The 22,199-nt window shown below is 61.6% G+C and carries 19 protein-coding genes and 1 pseudogene; 6 read left to right on the forward strand and 14 right to left on the reverse strand.

Annotation, left to right across the window (positions count from 1 at the left end):
- Window position 1 precedes the first annotated feature (1 nt).
- From fliJ to fliF, 5 genes are all read right to left on the reverse strand, one after another.
- Entirely contained in the window at window positions 2-466 is a 465-nt protein-coding gene (gene fliJ, locus CTATCC11996_RS15730; RefSeq protein WP_003077940.1) for a flagellar export protein FliJ, read from the reverse strand.
- A gap of 33 nt (window positions 467-499) precedes the next feature.
- Window positions 500-1,888, reverse strand: coding sequence for a flagellar protein export ATPase FliI (gene fliI / locus CTATCC11996_RS15735; protein ID WP_003077942.1), 1,389 nt, complete (start codon window positions 1,886-1,888; stop codon window positions 500-502).
- On the reverse strand, window positions 1,885-2,712 hold the full coding sequence (locus CTATCC11996_RS15740) for a FliH/SctL family protein (RefSeq protein ID WP_003077944.1): 828 nt from the start codon (window positions 2,710-2,712) through the stop codon (window positions 1,885-1,887). Before CTATCC11996_RS15740 ends, fliI begins: the two co-directional genes overlap by 4 nt.
- The gene (gene fliG, locus CTATCC11996_RS15745; protein WP_003059149.1) at window positions 2,705-3,700 is read right to left on the reverse strand and encodes a flagellar motor switch protein FliG; all 996 of its coding nucleotides are present in this window, start codon (window positions 3,698-3,700) and stop codon (window positions 2,705-2,707) included. The genes CTATCC11996_RS15740 and fliG overlap by 8 nt, the downstream gene beginning before the upstream one ends.
- A gap of 135 nt (window positions 3,701-3,835) precedes the next feature.
- Complete coding sequence (fliF, locus tag CTATCC11996_RS15750; RefSeq protein WP_003077946.1) at window positions 3,836-5,542, reverse strand: flagellar basal-body MS-ring/collar protein FliF; 1,707 nt, start codon at window positions 5,540-5,542, stop codon at window positions 3,836-3,838.
- 173 nt (window positions 5,543-5,715) lie between these two features.
- Here fliF and fliE point away from each other — a divergent pair, with 173 nt between their 5' ends.
- Complete coding sequence (fliE, locus tag CTATCC11996_RS15755) at window positions 5,716-6,024, forward strand: flagellar hook-basal body complex protein FliE (RefSeq protein WP_003065477.1); 309 nt, start codon at window positions 5,716-5,718, stop codon at window positions 6,022-6,024.
- Window positions 6,025-6,211: 187 nt separating this feature from the next.
- On the opposite strand, the gene CTATCC11996_RS15760 is transcribed toward fliE, so the two are convergent.
- The 4 genes and pseudogenes from CTATCC11996_RS15760 to motA form a co-directional block, all read right to left on the reverse strand.
- On the reverse strand, window positions 6,212-6,829 hold the full coding sequence (locus tag CTATCC11996_RS15760; RefSeq protein ID WP_003077948.1) for a protein phosphatase CheZ: 618 nt from the start codon (window positions 6,827-6,829) through the stop codon (window positions 6,212-6,214).
- 3 nt (window positions 6,830-6,832) lie between these two features.
- A complete protein-coding gene (gene cheY, locus CTATCC11996_RS15765; RefSeq protein WP_003059161.1) occupies window positions 6,833-7,219 on the reverse strand; it encodes a chemotaxis response regulator CheY in 387 nt (128 codons plus the stop codon).
- Between the two features lie 65 nt (window positions 7,220-7,284).
- Window positions 7,285-8,352: a flagellar motor protein MotB gene (gene motB / locus CTATCC11996_RS15770; protein ID WP_003077950.1), complete on the reverse strand. Its 1,068-nt coding sequence runs from the start codon at window positions 8,350-8,352 to the stop codon at window positions 7,285-7,287.
- A gap of 42 nt (window positions 8,353-8,394) precedes the next feature.
- Window positions 8,395-9,256: pseudogene (gene motA / locus CTATCC11996_RS15775) on the reverse strand (flagellar motor stator protein MotA).
- A gap of 382 nt (window positions 9,257-9,638) precedes the next feature.
- On the opposite strand from motA, the gene CTATCC11996_RS15780 reads away from it, so the two are divergent.
- From CTATCC11996_RS15780 to CTATCC11996_RS15800, 5 genes are all read left to right on the forward strand, one after another.
- Entirely contained in the window at window positions 9,639-11,114 is a 1,476-nt protein-coding gene (locus CTATCC11996_RS15780) for a flagellin N-terminal helical domain-containing protein (protein ID WP_003077955.1), read from the forward strand.
- Between the two features lie 294 nt (window positions 11,115-11,408).
- On the forward strand, window positions 11,409-13,007 hold the full coding sequence (locus tag CTATCC11996_RS15785) for a flagellin N-terminal helical domain-containing protein (protein ID WP_003077957.1): 1,599 nt from the start codon (window positions 11,409-11,411) through the stop codon (window positions 13,005-13,007).
- A 156-nt stretch (window positions 13,008-13,163) separates the two neighbouring features.
- Window positions 13,164-14,579, forward strand: a complete 1,416-nt coding sequence (fliD, locus tag CTATCC11996_RS15790) for a flagellar filament capping protein FliD (protein ID WP_003077958.1) — start codon at window positions 13,164-13,166, stop codon at window positions 14,577-14,579.
- Window positions 14,580-14,672: 93 nt separating this feature from the next.
- Complete coding sequence (gene fliS, locus CTATCC11996_RS15795) at window positions 14,673-15,086, forward strand: flagellar export chaperone FliS (protein WP_003077960.1); 414 nt, start codon at window positions 14,673-14,675, stop codon at window positions 15,084-15,086.
- A 3-nt stretch (window positions 15,087-15,089) separates the two neighbouring features.
- Window positions 15,090-15,389 carry a flagellar protein FliT gene (locus CTATCC11996_RS15800; RefSeq protein ID WP_003059178.1) on the forward strand — a complete coding sequence of 100 codons (300 nt, stop codon included), beginning with the start codon at window positions 15,090-15,092 and terminating at the stop codon, window positions 15,387-15,389.
- A gap of 253 nt (window positions 15,390-15,642) precedes the next feature.
- Here the strand turns inward: CTATCC11996_RS15800 and CTATCC11996_RS15805 are convergent, their stop codons facing one another.
- From CTATCC11996_RS15805 to flhB, 5 genes are read right to left on the reverse strand one after another with little or no spacing between them, the layout of a single operon-like run.
- Window positions 15,643-16,362 (reverse strand): RNA polymerase sigma factor FliA, encoded by a 720-nt coding sequence (locus CTATCC11996_RS15805; protein ID WP_003077962.1) that lies wholly within the window; start codon window positions 16,360-16,362, stop codon window positions 15,643-15,645.
- Window positions 16,363-16,367: 5 nt separating this feature from the next.
- Window positions 16,368-17,225: a hypothetical protein gene (locus CTATCC11996_RS15810; protein ID WP_003077964.1), complete on the reverse strand. Its 858-nt coding sequence runs from the start codon at window positions 17,223-17,225 to the stop codon at window positions 16,368-16,370.
- Complete coding sequence (gene flhF, locus CTATCC11996_RS15815; protein WP_003077966.1) at window positions 17,218-18,831, reverse strand: flagellar biosynthesis GTPase FlhF; 1,614 nt, start codon at window positions 18,829-18,831, stop codon at window positions 17,218-17,220. The genes CTATCC11996_RS15810 and flhF overlap by 8 nt, the downstream gene beginning before the upstream one ends.
- Window positions 18,828-20,930, reverse strand: a complete 2,103-nt coding sequence (gene flhA, locus CTATCC11996_RS15820) for a flagellar biosynthesis protein FlhA (RefSeq protein WP_003077969.1) — start codon at window positions 20,928-20,930, stop codon at window positions 18,828-18,830. Before flhA ends, flhF begins: the two co-directional genes overlap by 4 nt.
- Window positions 20,930-22,111 (reverse strand): flagellar biosynthesis protein FlhB, encoded by a 1,182-nt coding sequence (gene flhB, locus CTATCC11996_RS15825; RefSeq protein WP_003077971.1) that lies wholly within the window; start codon window positions 22,109-22,111, stop codon window positions 20,930-20,932. Before flhB ends, flhA begins: the two co-directional genes overlap by 1 nt.
- Window positions 22,112-22,199 lie beyond the last annotated feature (88 nt).

Genomic DNA, 22,199 nt, shown 5'->3' on the forward strand with positions numbered 1-22,199 from the left:
CTCAGGCCTCCTGGAACTGCAGACCGAAGCTGCGTCGAAAAAATGCCATGGTGGCGCGCTCGTCGGTATCTTTTTGCTCGCGCCGCATCTGGGCCAGTGCCACATCACGGCGGCGGGCCTGCACCACTTTCTGCAGGCTGGTCACGCGCAGCTCGGCCGCCAGCAGGGCCTGACGCGAGGTCTCCAGGCGAATGTCCTGATCGGCCACGACCCGGGTCTGCAAGCCGATGGCGTGCTGCAGGCGCTCCATGAACTGATACTGGTGATGCATGACTTCGGGCTGCACGGCCAGCCCTTCCTGGGCTCCCCAGCGCGCCTGCATCTCAAGGACATAGCCCTGCAGCTGATCCATCTGGGCCTGCGCCGCCTGCTGGGCGCGCTGGCGCTCCTGCATGGCGGTGCGGGCCGCGTCACGCTTGCGTTCTGCAGCTTCAATGGCGACGTTCAAGGCATTCAAGGACGACATCTGCGACTCTCCCTCTGGCTAACCCGTTGATGCTCAGCCCTGCTGCATGGCTTGCGCCATGCCGGCAAGGCTTTGCTCCATGCTGGAGCTTTCAAACATGCTTTGCTGCAGAAACCCGGTCATGGCGGGCTGCAGCGCAATCGCCTCGTCCAGTTGCGGATCGGATCCCGGCACATAGGCACCGACCTGCACCAGATCACGCCCCTTCTGGTAGCGCGAATAGACGGCGCGAAAGCGACGTGCCAACTCGAAATGCTCGCGCGAAACAACGTTGTGCATGACGCGCGAAGCCGACTGTTCGATATCGATGGCCGGGTAATGCCCGGTCTCGGCCAGGGCCCGCGAGAGCACGACGTGACCGTCGAGAATGGCGCGGGCCGCATCGGCAATCGGATCCTGCTGATCGTCACCTTCGGACAGCACGGTATAGAAGGCCGTGATCGAGCCCACGCCATGCAGACCGTTGCCGCTGCGCTCCACCAGCGCGGGCAGCTTGGCAAAGCAAGAGGGCGGATAGCCCTTGGTGGCCGGCGGCTCGCCGATGGCCAGGGCGATTTCGCGCTGAGCCATGGCATAGCGGGTCAGCGAATCCATGAGCAGCAGCACATGCTTGCCCTTGTCGCGGAAATGTTCGGCAATCGCCGTGGCGTAGCTGGCGCCCTGCATGCGCAGCAGCGGCGGCGCATCAGCGGGGGCGGCCACCACCACCGCACGGCTGCGGTCCTGGGCACCCAGGATGTCCTCGACGAACTCCTTGACCTCGCGGCCACGCTCGCCGATCAGGCCCACCACGATCACATCGGCCTGGGTGTAGCGCGCCATCATGCCCAGCAACACGGACTTGCCAACACCCGAGCCGGCAAACAGACCCAGACGCTGGCCACGCCCCACGGTCAGCAGCGCGTTCAGCGCCTTGACACCGGTATCCAGCGACTCGCGCACGGGGTCCCGATCCATGGCGTTGATGGGGTTGCGATCCAGCACCTCGGGCACCACGCTGCCCAGCTCGCCCGCATGGTCCAGCGGAATGCCTTGCGAATCCACCACCCGCCCCAGCAAGCCATCCCCCATGGGCAGACGCAGCACACCCACGGTCTGGCTGACTTTCTCGGTCTCCACCACGCCCAGCTGGGGCACGGGAACAAAGGGGGCTGCCGGCGTCACCATGGCACCGCTGGACAAACCCTGAATATCGCCCGCAGGCATCAGAAAGGCGCGCTCGCCGGCAAATCCGACCACCTCGGCCAGCACAGGCTCCTGCCCGTGCTGATGAATATGGCATTGCGCCCCCACTGGCACACGCAGCCCCGAAGCCTCCAGCACCATGCCGGTCAGCCGGGTCAGACGGCCCTGGCATTCCAGCGGCACAGGCTCGGCATAGCGTGCGCGCGCCTGGCTCATGAACTGCTGCCAGGGGTTCATGCCTTGTCTCCGTCATACCAGGTGGAGACCAGGCCCAGAGCCGCCACGGCACGACGCCAGCGCTTGCCCAGGCCGCCGTCGATCTCGGCACCACCCGACTCCACCTTGACATCGCCAGGGGCAATCGAGGCATCGCCCAGCCACTGGATACGGCTGTGCGCACCATGCTCGGCGCGCAGGGCTTCGTCGAGCAGTTCAAAGTCGGCTGGATTCAGACGCACGGTTACCGGGCGACTCTCGTCGACCAGCATGTCCAGCGCTTCGCGAATTACGGGCAGCAAGGCCTGGGGCTGGCTGCGCAGCTCCTGGCGCACCACCTGACGTGCGATGTCGCAGGCCAGATTCAGCAGCTCCTGGGCCATGCCCGACTGCAGCTGCTTGAAGTTGTCTTCCAGGCCCCGCAACACACCGTCGACACGTTGAGCACTCTCGCGGCCCGCGCCGTTGATATGGTCGTCAAGGTGCTGCTGCCATTGCTGCTGCGTCTGGGTGCGGCCTTCGGCCAGGCCCTGTGCATGGCCCTCGGCGCGTGCCTGCTCCAGCATCTGCTGCAGCTGCTCTTCGTCGAAAGCCGGCTCGGCTGGCTCCACCGGCTCCACCGCCTGCACTTCTGGCTGCGCCTGCGGCTGATGAGCAATAGAGGGGGAAAAACCGTTGAAATGCTCTACCCCCGCCGGTATGAAGGCCGCTTGCTGTGCGGGCGCGAAGACGCCGCGATCCTGCGCGTCCACCGCACCGAAGCGCCATTGCACCACGGTGCTGTCGTCGATCTCTTCCTGCGGGATAAAGCGCGAGTGCGAGCGCGGAGGCTGGCCCTTAGACATAGCTGTCCTCCGGGCCAGAGCCGATGGTTACCTGGCCTTCCTCGACCAGACGACGCACGACCTTGAGGATTTCCTTCTGCTGGGCTTCCACTTCGGACAGACGCATGGGGCCGCGGCCTTCCAGGTCCTCGCGCAGCGACTCGGCCGCACGCATGGACATATTGGCCAGAATCTTGTCGCGCACCTCCATGGAGCCGCCCTTGAGCGCCACGATCAGCGTCTCGGACACCACCTCGCGCAGCACCAGCTGCACAGAGCGGTCGTCGAGCTTGACCAGATCGTCGAAGACGAACATCTTGTCCATGATCTTCTGTGCCAGCTCAGGGTCGTAGTTGCGGATGGTATCGAGCACCGCCACATCGGCATTGCCGCCCATCTGATTGAGCATTTCGGCTGCGGTCTTGACGCCGCCCAGCGAGGTCTTGCGCACCTTGTCGCCCCCCGCCAGCACCTTGAACAGCACTTCGTTCAAGTCCTTGAGTGCCGTGGGCTGGATGCCTTCCAGCGTGGCCACGCGCAGCATGACCTCGCTGCGTGCGCGGTCGGGGAACTGCATCAGCACGGCAGCGGCCTGCTCATACTCCAGGTGCACCAGAATCGCGGCCACGATCTGCGGATGCTCGCCGCGCAGCAGCTCGGCCACCGACAGCGGATCCATCCACTTCAGGCTTTCGATGCCCGAGATATCGCCGCCCTGCATGATGCGGTCGATCAGCAGCGCCGCCTTGTCATCGCCCAGCGCACGCTTGAGCACCGAGCGCACATAGTCGCTGGCATCGTCGACCAGCAGACTCTGCGACGCAGCATCGCTGGTGAAGCGGTCGATCACGAAATCCACCTTTTCCCGCGTCACGCCACGCATGCGGGCAATCGTCTCGCCCAGCTTCTGCACTTCCTTGGGCGTGAGGTGCTTGAACACCTCGGCCGCCTCTTCCTCACCGAGGGAGACCAGCAAGATGGCAGCGTCGTTCAGACCTCTATCGTCCATATTCAAAACTCTCTACTAGTTATTCAACCGTCCCATGCCAGGGATGCCGAGCAAGGGCCGCCCCCGCAGCGAGGGCATCGTCCCCCTCCCAAAGAGAGAGGGGGAAGGCGCAACGCGCCTCAGGGGGCGACTTCGTCACCCCTCACCGTTAATCCATGTCTTCACGATGTTCGCCACCGCGATCGGGTTCTGCTTGGCCAGATGACGGGCCTGATCCAGTCGTTCCTGCTCCTTGGTCGGCGACAGCTCCTTCGCAGGTGCAGGCAGAGCAGGTCTATCCAGCGCCTCGGCTTCAATGGCATTGAGCTGAGCGCCGGGGCCGGTATTGCGTCCCTTGAGCAAGGGGCGCACCAGGCCCAGCAGAACCAGGGCACCAAACAGAGCCAGCGCAATCGGCACGCCCAGGCTCTTGGCCATGGCCTGAATTTCGGGGTCCTTCCACATCGGCAGCTCGGCCGGTGCCGCGCCGCTGTCCATGAAGGGAGCGCTGACCAGATTCACCGAGTCGCCTCGGTCGGCGCTATAGCCCACGGTTTCACGCACCAGCGTGAGCAGTTGCTCCTGCTGCTGCGCCGTCAGCGGACGCAGGCCAGAGCTGACAGCGGCTGCCGCAGCCGCTGTCGCGGCATCGGTACCTGCCGCAGCGGCCAGCGGTGCATTGACCACCACCGCAGCCGTCAGGCGCTTGACGGTGCCGGTGCTGCCGCGTGTGACCTTGACAGTCTTGTCCACTTCGTAATTGGTGATGGACTCGCGCTTGTTGCCCTGGCCGTTGCCCTGGCCTGCACCAGCGGCCTGCGGCGCAGGATTGGCGCCGTTGATGGGTGCGGTGGAGTTCTGCGGTGGCTGGTTGCTGGTCGCGCCAGGCACGCCGGTGGGTGGAGTGGCGGTCTTCTCGCCATTGGTTTCCATCACCTGCTGGCTGCGCACGGCCCCGCCGTCGGTGGACTGATTGGGACGATGCTGCTCGGAAGTCGATTCGGTCTGGCTGAAGTCCAGCTCGGCCGAAACCTGGGCCTTCACATTGTTCTTGCCGACCACGGGCTCCAGAATGTCCAGAATGCGGCGCACATATTGCTGCTCCACCTGCTGGGTATAGAGGAACTGCTGCATGTCCACGCCGCCTGCGTTGCCGTCAGGTGACTGCGACAGCAGCTTGCCGGTGTCGTCCACCACGCTGACGGCCGACGGCTCCATCTCGGGCACGCTGGAAGCCACCAGATGCACGATGCCCGCGATCTGCGCACGGTCCAGCATGCGACCCGGATGCAGGCTCAGCAGCACGGAAGCCGAAGGCTTTTGCTGCTCGCGAAAAAATCCATTCTGATTGGGCAGGGCCAGATGCACGCGAGCACTCTGCACGGCATTGAGCGCGAGGATGGAGCGGGTCAGCTCGCCTTCCAGGCCGCGTTGGAAATTGAGGCGTTCCTGAAACTGGGTGATGCCGAACTTGCTGTTCTCCATCAGCTCGAAGCCCGTCACCGAGCCCTTGGGCAGGCCTTGCGTGGCCAGCTTCAGGCGTACATCGTGCACACGGTCTGCGGGGATGAGAATGGCGCCGCCACCCTCGCTGTACTTGTAGGGCACGTTCATCTGCGTCAGCTGCGCCACGATGGCACCGCCATCCTTGTCGCTGACGTTGGAAAACAGAAGCTTGTAATCAGGCTGGCGATAGAACACCGCCGCCGCCACCAGGCCTACAGCGACCAGGGCCGCCAGCGCGCCCCAGCGAAGACGTTGGCCACGGTCGAGCGCATTCCAGCGCTGCGCAAGCGCAGGGCGGGGCGCATACGTGGCACCGGGCACGGCATTGGGGACAGGTACTTCAGCTACAGCAGACATCTTGATTCCATGGTGTCAGACCCCACACGAGGTCTAGCGTCCAGTGGATTATTCGGACTCGGGCCGGTGGCGTTCCCCCGATAAGCAAGCCGATTCACCCACTTATTGCCCGTCTGCGATCAAGCGAAAAACCTACGATCACCTCCAACTCACCAAGCCAGTTGGATAAATATATGGACCTGAAGATCCCAGCAATCAACCCCGCCCAGCTGGGCAACCAGCTCACCAAGGTCGGCAGCGCCGGCACTGCGCCCGTGGCCGGCGGCTTCGGTCAGGCTTTGCAAAATGCACTGCAATCGGTGAGCGCCGCTCAAAACCATTCCGGCCAGCTGCAGCGCGAAGTGCAGCTGGAAAACCCCGCCGTCAGCCTTGAGCAGACCATGGTGGCCATGCAAAAATCGCAGATCGGCTTTCAGGCCACGCTGCATGTGCGCAACCGCCTGGTGCAGGCCTACTCCGATGTAATGAATATGCAGGTGTGATCGGCGCAACGCCGCACACCGCTCAAAAGGCAGATTGCCCTCCAAGGCTTGCCCGCATGTTGTGATGACATGCGGGCTTTTTGCGCTCCGCCTTCCTGGCAGCGTCCAATAAAAAAGCCCGATCCATTCAAAGATCGGGCTTTTCGGGCTCAAACGCTTATCTGCAAAGCGCAATCAGCTATATTTTTTAAAAGCCAAGACTGGCCAGCAGATCATCAACCTGGGACTGCGAAGTCACCACGTCGGTGGTGTTTTCGGGATCCACCACCGGGCCGGCCAGCTTGGGTTGCGCAGCTTCCACGGGCGCCAGGGCCGGCATCTGGGCAGTATCCGGCGAAGTCTGGATCAGCAGCTGCAGCAGTTGCGACTCCAGATCGGCCGCCAGCGCCACCACACGCGCAATCACCTGACCGGTGAGGTCATGGAAGTCCTGCGCCATCATGATCTCGGTCAGATGGCTATTGGTCTGCTCCGTACCCTCTTCCACCTCCTGCAGATAGTTCATCACGCGCCCCTTGGCCACCGCAGCCACAGGATCCTTGATGAGTTCCGCACGCATGGCACGGGTACGCTCGGCCAGCGCATCCTGGCGGTTCTGCGTCACCTCAACCTGGCCCAGCACCTTGTTGGCCGCTTCGCCCGTCAAGCGGGCGATATAGGACAGACGGCTTTGCGCATCGGGAAGCTCCCCTGCACTGCCACGCAAACGATCCGCATAGCCCAGCTCATTGAGCGAGTTATGCAACTGGCGTGTGAGTACGCCAATCTTGTAGTGGACGTTGGCGGAAGCCTGGTCGCTGCTCATGGCTCAGAGATCGAGTTTCTTGATGATGAGATTGACCTTCTCTTCCAGCGTGGCCTTGGTGAAGGGCTTGACGATATAGCCGGCCGCGCCGCCCTGGGCGGCTGCCACGATATCTTCCTTGCGGGCTTCGGCAGTCACCATCAGCACGGGCAGATGCTTGAGCTTTTCATCCTGCTTGATCTCGGTGAGCAGCTGAAAGCCGTTCATGTTCGGCATGTTGATGTCGGTCACCACAAAGTCGAACTTGCTAGCACGCAGCTTGGTGATGGCAACCACACCATCTTCGGCTTCATCGGCATCGGCAAAGCCACTCTCCTTGAGCAGATTGCGCACGATGCGGCGCATGGTGGAGAAGTCGTCAACAATCAAAAATCGCAGGGCATTAGCCACGAGAGGCCCTTTCGGTCGGAATAGGTGCGTGGGAACAAGTTTTCAGCCGTGATGGTAACAATTTGTCAACCTCCCGGCATTGGACGTGCATTGTCAGGCTTTTCGACAGTCTCCGTGGCAACTTCAGGGTTTGTTACAACAAACTCTTCCTTGGCATCCAGAGACTGCTTGTCGGCAGCGCTGGGGACTGCGCGCCGGGCCTTGGGTTGATTGATCGTGCTGGCAGCCTCCTCGGCACTGGTCACCTGCTCCGTGCTGCGCTCCTTGTCATTGCCCAGCACACGGCGCTCGGCCTCCTTGGTCAGCACGGTAATCGTGATGCGGCGATTCTGCGCCGCGCGCGGCTCCTCGGGCAGCAGCAGGTCGCTGCTTGACATGCCCACTACACGCGCCAGCTTGTCCAGCGGCATGCCGGCAGCCACCAGCTCGCGGCGCGAAGCATTGGCGCGGTCGGCCGACAATTCCCAGTTGCTATAGCCGCGATCGGCATTGCCGTAGGGGGCGGCATCGGTGTGGCCTGAGAGGCTGATGCGATTTTCCGCATTGCCCATGGCCGCACCTATCTCGCGCAGGATGTCGCGCATATAGGGCTTGACTACGGCACTGCCGCTATCGAACATGGGGCGGTTCTGGTCGTCGACGATCTGAATCATCAGGCCGTCATGCGTGATCTCCGTGCGAATCTGCGAGCGATACTCGTTCAGGCGCGCATTATTGGCAATCATGCTGTCCACCTTGGCCTTGAGTGCATGCAGACGCTGTGCATCGCGTGCGGACTCTTCGGCCCGGCCCATGGCCTGGCTGGAGCGACGGTTGGCGTTGTCTTCGGACTCGGAGCGGCGCACCTGGCCGTGAACCTTGGACAAGTCGTTGCCGCCGCCCGGCACGATGCTGGAGCTGTTACCCGCACCGCTGCCGCCCGACATGGCCACCTTCAGCGGCGAATTGAAATACGCGGCAATCCCCTGCAGCTCGCCCTGAGCGGTCGAGCCCAGCAGCCACATCAGCAGGAAGAAGGCCATCATCGCCGTCACAAAGTCGGCATAGGCAATCTTCCAGGCACCACCATGGTGGGCATGGGCGGTCTTCTTGACGCGCTTGATGATGATGGGCTGCAGCTTTTTGTCAGCCATGGCAGCGCTCCATTACTACATCCTGGCGAGAGCGGGCACTCATCACTTCTTACCCTTGACGTGCGACTCCAGCTCCAGAAAGCCTGGGCGCTCGGTGGAAAACAGCACCTTGCGGCCGAACTCAATGGCCGTGCCCGGGTTGTAGCCCTGCATGCTGGCCAGCAGCGTCGCCTTGATGCACTCGAACTCCTTGGCCGCATCCTGGGCACGCTGCTCCAGCAACGCTGCCATGGGCTCCACCAGCGCATAGGCCAGCAAAATCCCGAGAAAGGTACCCACCAGCGCCGAGGCAATCATGCCGCCCAGCACCGCAGGGGGTTCGCCCCACGAAAGCCATGGTGTTCACCACACCCAGCACGGCCGCAATAATGCCGAAGGCCGGCAAGGCGCCCGCCAGACGATTCAGAGCCATCACCGGCGCGTGGGCCTCGGCATGATGGGCTTCGATTTCGCTGTCCATCAGCGCCTCGATCTCATGCGAATTGAGATTGCCCGAAACCATCATGCGCAGATAGTCGGTCAGGAACTCGACGACATGGTGGTCGGCCATCAGCTGCGGGTAGTTCTGAAACACCGTCGATGACTGCGGATCTTCCACATCGGACTCGATCGACATCAGGCCTTCCTTGCGCGCCTTCTGCAGCAGCTCGTACAGAAGCGCCATCACTTCCATATAACGAGCCTTGTTATAGCGCGAGGGCTTGAGCGCCGAAGGGATCGCCTTGGCCGTGGCCTTGAGCACCTTGGGCTGGTTGCTGACGATAAAAGCGCCCAGGGCGCCACCGCCAATGGTCACCATCTCGAACGGCAGCGCCTTGACAAGAACGCCCACGCTGCCGCCGTGCAGCACATACATGCCGAAGATGCAGCCGAAGGCGACGATATAACCGATGAGAACAAGCATGGTGCCGATTGTGAAGTTGCAGAAGCCCCGCCATAGGCGCAAAAAGCTGGGCGTTTGGAAGCTAGATCGGCAGCTAGCGGTCGTTATGTAGGGTAATTCCGAGCCAAGCAACAACTTGAAGGCTCAGGCAGCCTGCAAGCAATGCAGAGCTCCCGCATTTGTTACATCCCGAAAAATATTTGCAGAACTCTCTAAAGTTTTTACGGGATGGCTCCGATAACAGCTTCAACAGGGAAACAAAGCCCTGTCACCAGCGAGCCACAGCAGCAAATATCAAGGAACTGCAGGCTGGGGTGCTGGATTGGGCTGCCGCCGCCGCCCACCCTGAATATTTCAGGTCACTGTGGCGGCGACGTTTTGATCGCATCAAGGAGTTCGCATCATGGCAATGACCATCAACACCAATATCCAGTCGCTCAACGCACAGCGCAACCTGGGCACCTCGCAATCTTCGCTGTCGACCTCCATGCAGCGTCTGTCTTCGGGCCTGCGCATCAACAGCGCCAAGGACGATGCAGCCGGCCTGGCCATTGCCGAGCGTATGAGCGCCCAGGTTCGCGGCCTGAACCAGGCACAGCGCAATGCCAATGATGGCGTTTCGCTGGCCCAGACGGCTGAAGGCGCACTGAGCACCATCGGCGGCAACCTGCAGCGTATCCGTGAACTGGCTGTGCAATCGCGCAATGCCACCAACTCCACCGAAGACCGTGCAGCCCTGCAAAAGGAAGTGGACCAGCTCAAGAGCGAAATCGATCGCGTTGCCACCGACACTTCGTTCAACGGCACCAAGCTGCTGGATGGCTCCTTCACATCACAGGCTTTCCAGGTTGGCGCCAATCAAGGCCAGCGTATCAATATCGATAGCATCCAGAACTCCAAGATCGATCAACTGGGTACCTGGACAAGTGTTGACAAGCCTGCCTCGGTGTATAGCAGCGCGCTGGGAGGCACTGAAACCGCAGGTGCAGGTTCATTTGCCGTTGCAGCACCTGCAGACGCCGCTGCAGCTTCTGCCGCATTTGCAGATTTCAAAATTACTGTAGGCGGTACAGAGCTGAATGTTACTGGCCTCGGCGCATCCGCCCGCACCGTAGCTCAAGCACAAGATCAATTGACTGCGAACATCACGAAAGCGATCAACGATGCAGGCATCAAGGGCGTCACAGCCACTGCCGGCGCCACAGGAACTGGTACTGTTTCTATCAAAAACGAATCGCTGACCGCTCAACCTTTGGCAGTTGCTGGCGCCAGCTATGTCACAAAGACAGACGTCACTGCTGGATCAAATTACGCAGCAATTAATACCGGTACTCTGCAAATCAATGGCAAAGATATTGTGGTTGATGCCGCCTATTCGGATTCCGACCGTGTGGCGCAATTGACTACTGCTATCAATAGCCAATTTAAGGATGGATCTGTCGTTGCCTCCAGCGTTAATGGCACACTGGTCTTGAAGTCCGACAAGGATATTGCAGTCACCGGCACAACTACAGGCACAGGCTTGGCTGTAGCGACCACAAAGGTCGTTGCCGGCTCCGCCCAGACGGGCTTCAAGGATATCTCTGTGGCTACCGCCGAAGGTGCAGATGACACCATCCTGGCCATGGACGCCGCTCTCAAGGCCGTGAACTCCGCACGTGCCGACCTGGGTGCCATTCAGAACCGCTTTGAATCCGTGGTCTCCAACCTGAGCGTGAACAGCGAAAACCTGTCCGCCTCCAAGTCCCGCATCACCGATGCAGACTTTGCTGCAGAAACCGCCAATCTGAGCCGCTCGCAGATTCTGCAGCAAGCCGGTACCGCCATGGTGGCCCAGGCCAACCAGCTGCCCCAGGGCGTGCTGTCCCTGCTGCGTTAATTGCATCAAGCAGCTGCGCCAGCCATGCGCCGGTGCAGTCAACGCCTTGCCAGGCCTCCTTCGGGAGGCCTTTTTGCTGTCCTGCTGCATCCTATATGTAACCGCCAATTGTAAAAATGGCAGGACTTTAGGCCTCTTATCGGTCTTATGTCCTGCATGGCTTGCTCCAACAATCCTCGTACCCGGAATACCAGACTTCGTCCGCGTTTCCGGTCACGTGGGCCAGCGCCGTCGCTGGTCGTGAAAACGGCTAGTACGTCGCCGGTTTACTGGCTTGAAACAGGAGCACACGCCATGGCAGCCATCATCAATACCAATATCCAGTCGCTCAATGCGCAACGCAATCTGAGCTCGTCCCAAAGCCAGCTGGCTACCTCCATGCAGCGCCTGTCCTCGGGCTTGCGCATCAATAGTGCCAAGGATGATGCAGCCGGTCTGGCCATTTCCGAGCGCATGACCACCCAGGTGCGCGGCCTCACGGTTGCCATGCGCAATGCCAATGACGGCATTTCCCTGGCGCAGACCGCCGAAGGTGCCTTGGGCTCCTTGGGCAGCAATCTGCAACGCATTCGCGAACTGGCCGTTCAGGCGCGCAATGCCACCAACTCGGCGGAAGACCGTGCTGCCCTGGACGTGGAAGTGCAGCAGCTCAAAGCCGAAGTGACCCGAGTCGCCCAGCAAACCAGCTTCAACGGCACCAATCTGCTCGATGGCTCATTTACCAATATGGCCTTTCAAGTCGGCGCTAACCAAGGTCAGACCATCGATATTTCCTCGATTGTGAATGCCAATGTGGATGCATTGGGCACCTGGGACAGCGTGGCAGTTCCCTCGAAGCTGACCGGATCGAGCATCTCCGGCAGCACAACGGCAGTGACGGTTCCTTCAAAAACCAGCTGGAGCCTGAGCGAGCCCGCCACTGACGGCTCCTACGGCGCCTTCACGCTCACCATCAATGGCGGCACCGCTGTCAACGTGCCAGCCGTCGCCGCCGTCGGGGCGCCTCCAGCATCGGCAGCTGAAATAGCTACCGCCAAAGATACTTTGGCGACCAGCATTCAGACAGCACTGAACACAGCCGCTCCCAATGGTCTGGGCGCCAACGCGGTATCCGTGAGTGTGGTGAATGGCAAGATCGAGATCGTCAACAACACAACCACCAGTGCCGTGGTTGCGCCATCTGCCGGCTCTGCCCTGGGCAACGCAACATTGAGCGTCAATGCCGCAAAGAACGTGACTTCCGGCGGCATGCCTGCCGCAAGCGTGCAAATCAATGGCGTGACATTGAGCCTGCCCGCACAGGAAAGCGCAAGCAACCGCATCAACGACCTCGTGAGCCAGATCAATTCAGCCAGCACCACTCCCAAGGTGCAGGCATCGATCGTGAATGGCGCGCTGTCTCTGACCTCCTCCGCTGGTGACGTAGCGATTGGTCTTCCCAATCCCCAAACCACTCCTGCCACGGATGCCGCCGCCATCGCAGCAGCAACCGGCCTGTCGGTTGGCACCACCAACGAGTCCAGTCCTCAGCATATTGGCGGGACACGCGGATTCGCGGGCGCAGAGTCGGGAAAGAATGGCTTTTCCGACCTCAATGTGCTGGATGCGGAGTATGCCGATAACGCCATCCTGGCAATGGACGCAGCCTTGAAGGCGGTCAATGGCGCACGAGCCACGCTGGGCGCCGTGCAAAGCCGTTTTGAAACCACCGTCGAGAACCTGAGCGTCAACTCGGAAAATCTCTCTGCCTCTCGCAGCCGCATCATGGATGCCGACTTTGCCGCAGAAACCGCCAATCTGAGCCGGACACAGATTCTGCAGCAGGCCGGCACAGCCATGGTTGCACAGGCCAATCAGCTGCCACAGCAAGTGCTCAAGCTGCTGCAAGGCTGATACCGGCACTTGGCATTTCGTACTCAAGTTCTGTTTCGGCCTGCCGAAACACAATGCGTAGTACTGTCCATTAAGACGGCGCGAGAAGCGCCGTTTGTTCAATGACGCAGGCCAGGCGTGCCAAACGCCCTCCGTCCTGCGCAGAGGGAGTTTTGTATGGGTATCAGCTCAGTAGGTATTGGCAGCGGCCTGGAAGTCGAAACCATTGTTTCGAAATTGGTGGCACTGGAATCAAAGCCCATTGCGGCGCTGCAGACCAAGGCCACTGGCATCAATACCCAGATCTCGGCCTTTAGCCAGCTCAAGTCACAAATCTCCAATCTGCAGGATCAGCTGGACAAGCTGACCAAGCCCGCGACCTGGCTGGGAAATACGCTGACCTCTTCCAACTCTACACAAGTGACAGGCACGGCAACCTCCAGCGCCGTGCAAGCCACTTATGACGTGGAAGTGTCGCAGATGGCGGCAGGCCAGACCATTGGCTCCGGCCTGGTGGCAAGCGGCACCACTCTGGGGCCTGGCAAGCTGACCATTTCCATGGGGACCTATGGTGCCAATGGACTGACACCCAATACCAAGGACGGCAAGAATGTGAGCTTCAGCGTGGACATCACTGCAGAAGATGACTCTCTGGCCAAGATTGCAGCCAAGATCAATGCCGCCAAGGGCGATGTCAGCGCCACCGTGCTCAAGGATCACACAGGCGAGCGCCTGGTACTGCAATCCAAGACCACAGGCGTGAACTCCGCCTTCTCGGTGGAGGCCGAAGGCGCTGGGCTGCAGCAATTTGCCTACAACGGCACCGACGCAACCATGAAGCGTTCCGTTGAGGCGCAGGACACTCTGGCCAAGATCAACGGCATCGACATGGCCTCGCACACCAATGTGTTTGAAGAGGTGGCAGCGGGCGTGACGCTGACGGTAGCGCAAAAGTCAGCAAAAGATGCAGCCCCGGTGCGCATCACCATTGCCAATGACACGGCGACGGCCAAGGCGGCGCTGAAAAATCTGGTGGAGTCCTATAACGCACTCAGCAACGCCCTGAAGACCATGACTGCGTATGACAAGGACAGCAAGACGGCTGGCACCTTGCAAGGCGATTCAACCGCCATCAACCTCCAGTCTGCGATGCGTCGTGTGCTCTCAGGTCCCGGGGGAGAAGGTGGCGCGTTCACCAGCCTGTCGCAGATGGGAATTGCCTTTCAGACAGACGGCACCCTCAAGATTGACGACACCAAGCTGGACAAGGCTCTCAAGGACCCGGAGAGCATGTCCAAGTTCTTCACCGCTGATGTTGCCGATGCCAACCAGGACGGCCTAGCCGTGCGCATGAAGGACTTCACAAGCGGTCTACTGGCCACTGGCGGCACCTTCTCGACCAAGGACGAGACGCTCAAAAATGCCTTGAAGCGCAATACGGCCGATCAGGAGCGCCAGACCGCACGTGTGACAGCCTATGAAGCGCGCGTGCGCGCCCAGTATTCGCGCCTGGATACGCAGATGGCCAGCCTGAAAGCCTTGGATAACTATGTCGCCCAGCAAGTAGCCACATGGAACAAGTCCAGCAGCTAAGCCGTTGAAGCCTGCAGAAAGGACTTAATTGCCCCCTGAGTCGGCCGATAAGAAGAACAGTAATTTGAGAAACTGCAACAAAGGAGTTTTGTGATGTTTTCCCCAGCCAATGCGCGCGCAATGTCGGCTTACCGTCAGGTGGGTGTGCAATCCATGGTGGACAGCGCATCGCCTCAGCAGTTGATCAAGATGCTGTTTGATGGCCTGCTTGCCTCCATCAATGCGGCACGCGGTGCGATCGAGCGCGGCGATATCAGTGAGAAAGTGCGCCATATCGGCAAGGCGGTGCGCATTCTGCAGGAGGGCCTTCTGGGCGCGCTGGACCGCGAAAAAGGGGGCGAGCTGGCCGGCAACCTGGCCTCGCTCTATGAGTACTGCACCACCCAATTGACCTTGGCCAATGCCCGCAACGATGCAAGCATGGTCGATGAAGTCGCAGGCCTTGTGAGCACGGTGGCACAGGGCTGGAATGAAATAACCAATGCACCAGCACCCGCTGCTGCCTAAAAAATGGAGCACACATTGATCGACTTCTACCGCGCCATAGAGGAGAGCAGTGCCAAGATGCTGCAGGCCGCCCAGGCCAAGGACTGGGATGGTGTTGCGCGCTATGAGGGCACTTGTGCCGTGCTGATCGAGCAGCTGCGCTTTCGCTCGCGCGATGAAAAGCTGGCGCCCGAACTGCGCAAGGAAAAGGCGCGGATCATGCAGCGCATCTTGCGCAACGATGCCCAGATTCGCGTGCTGGCCGAGCCCTGGCTTGCAAGTTTCGAGCACATGTTCGACGGTCAGCCGCATGTGATGCACTGATTGCAAAACCACTCAACAAAAAGCCCTGCTGCAGCGATGCAACAGGGCTTTTTGCTTGCAACGACGACAGGTGATCGATCAGAACGTCCATGAACCCAATGCCGCAGAACGCCACAAGCTATCGATAGCGAAGCACCAGAACGCGGCCAGGCTGCGTCACAAAAGCAAAGCCGCCGCGTGGGCAGATGCAATCTGCCAGCGCGGCGGCGTCTGTTGTGGTGAACGGCCCGCGCCTGGCGAGCCGTTTCAGTGATCAATGCGAGCGCATCTTGGTGCGCAGGCGGGCGATGGCCTGGCTGTGCAGCTGGCAGACCCGCGATTCGGTCACGCCAAGCACGGCGGCGATTTCCTTGAGGTTCATATCGTGCTCGTAGTACATGCCCATCACATATTGCTCACGCTCCGGCAGGGCCTTGATGGCCTCTACCAACGCGGAGCGCATGCGATGGTCGCGCAGCAGGGCAAAGGGGTCGGCGCCCGAGTCGGCCACATGCCGCTCCAGATAGTCGTCGCCATCGTCGCCGTCAACGCCGCCGATGTCCTCGAGATAGACCAGCTGCGTGCCACGTACCTTGCCCAGCAGTGACTGATAGTCGTCCAGAGCCATGCCCAGTTCGGCCGCGATTTCCGACTCCAGCGGGGGCCGGCCCAGACGCTGCTCCAGGCGATTGAGTGCCTGCTCGATTTCCTTCTGGCTTTTGCGCGAGCTACGGCTCATCCAGTCGCCTTCGCGCAGTTCATCCAGCATGGCGCCACGGATGCGCTGGCTGGCGAAGGTGTCGAATTGCACGCCTTGCTCGCTCTCGAAGCGCGACAGCGCTTCGGCCAGACCGATCATGCCGACCTGGATCAAATCATCCAGCTCGACGTTTGGTGGCAGTTTGGCGATCATGTGCAAGGCAATCCGACGCACAAGCGGCACATGCTGACGAATCAGCGCGTCGCGGTCGAGTTGGCCTTTGGCGGTGTACATGGCAGTCAATGGCTCCAGACAAGAGATTCAGGTGCGGCAGCCGCCGTGGGCTGGGCATGCATGGGCAGGATGCAGGCCGTCTTGAGCATGTGCAGCGTGAGCTGATGCAGATCGCCGGCCTGGCGCCAGCGCAGGCGCATGAGCACCGGGGCATCGCCCAGGTGGCGCTGCGAACACTGTAGCAGCGCATTCAGACGCTGCAGGCGTGTCTGAGCGTTTTGCTTGGCTGTCTGCGAGCTGCTCTGCTTGCGGCTCCAGTCGTATTTCTGTGGGCCGTCTGCTGTCAGCGGCGCTTCCAGCGCGGCAATCGTGCATTCCACACCGGCAAACACGGCCAGATGCTTGAGCTGACGGTAGCTTTCGAGCAGATGCTCGGAGTCGGGCGGCACTACCAGCAGCGGCTGCAGTCCCTGGCCTTGCAGCAGCGGCGTCAAGGTTTCGCTGCTCGCATAGATGATCACGGTGGTGTAGCCGCGCACATAGGCCTGCAGGGCCGTCAGCACGTCAAGCCCCATCTCGTCGGCCGAGGCCTTGAGCTGCTTGAGGCCCATCCGCGCCGGCAGGCTGGCCACCGACTGGGCATCACCGACGCTGGTGCGCAGTCCTGCCTGAGCCTGCCAGGCATGCTTCGCCAGCAGTTGGGCAAGACCCGGCGTGTGAAAGGATTCGGCCTGGCTGCCGTCGAGCACCAGCACCTTCTGGCCCAGGCGCTGCAGCTGGGCGCACAGCGGCCAGAGCACGGCCTGCTCGGCAGCCGCACCCGACGTGCTGTGCAGCACGGCCAGCACGCGCAAGCCGGCGGTGCTGGCATCGCTCATATGCAAAGCCATGCCCTGATGCAGGGGCGAGCGGCGCTCAAGCATGGGCAGCCTCTGCGCCGCTGGCGGACGAAGGGGTAAAGAAGAAGTCCAGATCCAGCGACTGAGGATCAAAGGCCGACTTGGCAGCCGAGCGCATGGAGGCCGAGACCAGCAGCTGCGCATTGGCGCGCTCGAAGTCTTCGGGCACGCGCTGGCCATTGGTCACGCCGCGCAGCTGGATCTGATGGCGAATCAGCGTATCCACCGAGGGGCCGACCTTCACGGCTTCATCGACCTTGGTGAGGATGGCATGTTGCGAGCCGCGCGCCTTGAAGGCCTGCATGACATCGTCCTGCGCATCGCCCTGCGCGGCCGCATTGACAGCCAGCAACTGCTGCACGCCGTCAATGGCCAGCACATCCATGATCTCGTCCTTGCGCGGATCGCGTGGGGCCACGCCGGTGGTGTCGATCAGCACCATCTTCTTGCTTTGCAGCAGGCCCAGCAGGTCCTGCAACGCCGCCTTGTCATGGGCCTGATGGGCCACCATTCCCAGCATGCGTGCATAGGTTCGCAGCTGGTCATGACCACCGATGCGGTAGGTATCCAGCGTGATCAGGCCCACGGAGGCGGGACCGTGCTTGGCCGCACACAGCGCAGCCAGCTTGGCCGTGGTCGTGGTCTTGCCCACGCCGGTCGCGCCGACCAGGGCAAACACCCCGCCTTGCTCGTAGATGGCGGGCTGGGCGGCATCGGTGCGCAGATTGCGCTCCAGCACCTGCATCAGCCAGCGCACGGCGTCGCCGGCGGAGAGCGTCTCGGGCAGCTTCTCGATCAGTGCACGCGCAAGTGCGGGCGAGTATCCGGCGCGGATGAGCTTGTGCATCAGGCTGGACTGGATCGGGTTCTGACGCGTCTGGCCCAGCCAAGTCAGCGTATTGAAGCGCTCCTCGATCAGATCCTTCATGGACTGCATCTCCTGCATGAAGTTCTGAGGCGCAGCCACGCTGGCGGGCCTGGCGCTTTCCTTGAGCTGAATCTTCTCGGGGCGCAGAGGATTGTGGCGAACCACCGCAGCGCTGGCCGCCTGAGACTTGGCTGCCATGGCGGGGCGCTCGTTATTGCGCTCCTGCACGCGCTGTGCAAAAGTGGGCAGCGCTTCGCTGCTGTCCACCGACGACTCATGGCGACGGCGCAGCATGCGTTCACGCACATAGTCCTGGAAAGTCAGCGTGCTCATGGACAGTTGCTCCACATCGTCCTGCACGGAATGCTGGGCCAGTTCATTGATGGCCTTGACCGGCTTGGCCTGAACCTGCATCTCGCGGGCCTGCTCTTCCTTGGCCGTCTGGCGCGCCTGCACATGCTCCAGCGTACTCATGGCTTCACCGCCCGGGCTGCGTCTGGCCGCTGCGGGGGCCAGAGGCGAGTGCCCCTTGCGCAGGCTCATGCCTTCGTCGCTTGCGCGGCGCTCCAGAGCCTTTTGCAGGGGCGAGCCGGTCTGCATGCCGGCATCCATGTCCTGAAGGGTCTCTTCGGCCGTGGCCATGACTTCCACTCCGTCCGGCGTCTGGCGGTTGGAGAGAATCAGGGTGCCGTCGCCAAAAACCATGCGCGCCTTGGCCAGGGCCTCACGGGCGGTCGGGGCGTAAAAGCGTTTGATATTCATGCGGTTGCACCTTTAAGAATCGGGCCGATGCGGATGGTGTGCGTCTCGGGAATCTCGCTGTGCGCGAGCACCTGCAGACGCGGCGCCACACGGCGCAGCAGCTTGGCAAGAGAGTTGCGGATCGCGTCCGGCACCAGCAGGCAGGCGGGCAGGCCCAGCTCTTCCTGTTGGTTGGCCACATCGACCGCTTTTTGTGTGAGGATTTCAGCCACGCCGGGGTCCAGCGATGGCGCATTGGGGTTCGACAGTGCCTGCACCAGCAGACGCTCCAGGCCGGGCTCGATGGCAATCACATTGAGCTCGCGGGTCGGACCGTAGATCTGCTGCACGATGGCAGGCGACAGCGCAATGCGCACGCGACGCGCCAGCTCCACCGGGTCGGTCGTCTGCGTGGCGTTTTCGGCCAGCGTCTCGATGATGGTGCGGATATCACGAATGTGCACAGAGTCCTCCAGCAGCAGCTGGAGCACTTTCTGGAACGTTGTGATGGGCACCATTTTCGGGATGACTTCTTCGATGAGTTTGGGGGCCAGCTTGGCCACATGGTCAACGAGCTGCTGCGTCTCGGTACGAGACAACAGCTTGGCCGCGTGCACTTGCATCAAGTGTGACAAATGCGTCGCCATCACGGTTTCCGAATCAACGACGGTAAAACCGGCCATTTGTGCCGCTTCCTTTTGCCGCTCGTCGATCCAGTGCGCGGGCAGACCAAAGGCCGGATCGGTCGTGGCCGTGCCGATCAGCGGCGTGGTGATGCCGCCGGGGTTGATGGCCAGGAACATGCCGGGGAAGGCTTCGCCCTCGCCCACCATGACGCCACGCAGCGTCATGCGATAGGCGCTGGGCTTGAGCTCCAGGTTGTCGCGCACATGCACGGCCGGCGGCAGAAAGCCGACCTCCTGCGCAAACTTGCGGCGCACGCCCTTGATGCGCGTCAGCAGATCGCCCTGGCGGCTCTTGTCCACCAGCGCGATCAGGCGGTAGCCCAGCTCCAGGCCCAGCAAGTCCACGGGCTGCAGATCGTCCCAGGTCGCTTCGCCATCACTTTGCGCAGCCTGCTGCTGAGGAGCAGGGGCACTGCTTTGGGCGGCCAGACGGGCCTTTTCCCTCTTGTCCAGCACCCAGGCACCCCAGCCCAGCAAGGCGCCCATGCTGATGAACACCAGATGCGGCATGCCGGGAATCAGACCCAGCAAGATCATCACGCCGGCAGTGATGCCCAGCACCTTGGGCGACATGAACAGCTGCTGCACAATCTGGCGGCCCATGTCGGAATCCTTGCCAACACGCGAGATCACCATGGCCGAGGCCACCGAGATCAGCAGACCAGGAATCTGAGCCACCAGCGCGTCACCCACGGCCAGCAGGATGTAGCTGTCGGCCGCCTGACCCGCGGACAGGCCGTGCTGGGCCATGCCGATGATCAGGCCGCCGATGACGTTGATCACCAGAATCAAAATGCCGGCAATCGCGTCGCCACGCACAAACTTGCTGGCACCGTCCATGGAGCCGAAGAAATTGGCTTCCTCGCCCACTTCGGCGCGGCGTCGCTTGGCTTCCTTCTCGTCGATCAGCCCGGCGTTCAGGTCGGCATCCACGGCCATCTGCTTGCCGGGCATCGCGTCCAGCGTGAAGCGGGCCGAGACTTCGGCAATGCGCTCGGCACCCTTGGTAATCACCACGAAGTTGATGACCACCAGAATGCTGAACACGATCAGACCCACGGCAAAGTTGCCGCCGATCAGGAAGTGGCCGAAGGCCTCGATCACCGCGCCCGCGGCGCCGGGGCCGGTGTGGCCCTCCATCAGCACCACACGCGTCGATGCCACGTTGAGCGACAGACGCATCAACGTGGTCAGCAGCAGCACCGAAGGGAAGGCCGCGAAATCCAGTGGCTTGATCATGTAGGCCGCCACCATCATCACCATCAGCGCCACGGCAATGTTGAGGGTGAAGAAGGTGTCCAGCAGCCAGGGCGGCACAGGCAACACCATCAGACCCAGAATGGCCACCACCAGAATGGGAGCAGTCATCCCTTGCAGGGCACCGGCATTGGAGCCAGACCACTTCTGGAACAGTTGCAGAGGATTCGACGACATCACAGATTACCTTCTTGCTGCGCAGCAGCATCGACCGCCGCAGGCTGGGTGCGGCCACGGTGCGGATCCAGCTCCACGGGCACGGGGGGCTCTCCCAGGGCATCGGGCATGGGCCCCTGGCCGCTCAGTGCAGCCTTGAGACGATAGACATAGGCCAGCACCTGGGCCACAGCGGTGTAGAGCGCGGCAGGAATGGCCTGATCCAGATCGGCATGCGCATAGAGCGCACGCGCCAGCATGGGCGACTCCAGCACCGGTATCTGGTGCGCGCCCGCGATTTCGCGAATCTTGAGCGCCACCAGATCCGTGCCCTTGGCAATGACCTGGGGAGCGGCCATGGAGGCGTCGTCATAGCGCAGCGCCACGGCATAGTGGGTGGGATTGGTGACTACAAAGTCGGCTTTCGGCACGGCCGAGACGCTGGCCCGGTCGGCAATCTCGCGCTGTTTCTGGCGGATCTTGCCCTTGAGCTGCGGATTGCCTTCGGACTCCTTGTGCTCCTGCTTGACTTCTTCATGACTCATCTTGAGCCGTGACTTGAAGAGAAAGTCCTGCAGCGGCACGTCGATCAGGGCCACCAGCAGCACCACGATCAGCAGCAAGGTGATGCCCGTGGTCAGCCAGGAACCGACCATGGCAAGCGCCATGGGCGATGGCTGGGCTGAAACCGACGCAATCTCGGCAATATTGGCGCTCATGTACTTCCAGGCCACAAAGCCCAGCACGATGGTCATGAACACCATCTTGACCACCGTAGTCAGCTGCTGCTTGGAAAATAGATTCTTGAGACCCGACAAGGGGTTGAGCTTGCCAAAGCGCGGCTGAATGGGCTTGAAGCTGAAGATCCAGCCACCGGCAGCCACGCCGGACAGCACCGAGGCCGTGGTGGTCACCAGGGCAAAGATCACGGCAATGCCCAGACCCAGCAACAGCATGGACTGAAAGCGCTCCAGCATCAGCGCCGGAGTCTTGGCCGCCGCCGCGTTGAACACGAGTTGCCGGGCCATGGCCTCGCGCAGATGATTGATCATGGGCTGCGTGCCCATCAGCATCAGCAATGCGCCCGTACCCAGAATGGCCAGATGCGACAGATCGCGCGAGCGCGCACCCTGGCCGTCTTCACGCGTCTTCTGCAGCTTGCGTTCGGTGGCGGGCAGGTTTTTGTCTTGGGATTCGGACATGGCGCACGGACGGATTGGATATCCCAATTGTCCGAATCCGGCGCCCTGGCAATGCGCGGATAAGCGGCAGCCAAGCCCTGCTTATGCA

The sequence above is a fragment of the Comamonas testosteroni ATCC 11996 genome, from assembly GCF_000241525.1.
Taxonomy (GTDB): domain Bacteria; phylum Pseudomonadota; class Gammaproteobacteria; order Burkholderiales; family Burkholderiaceae_C; genus Comamonas; species Comamonas testosteroni.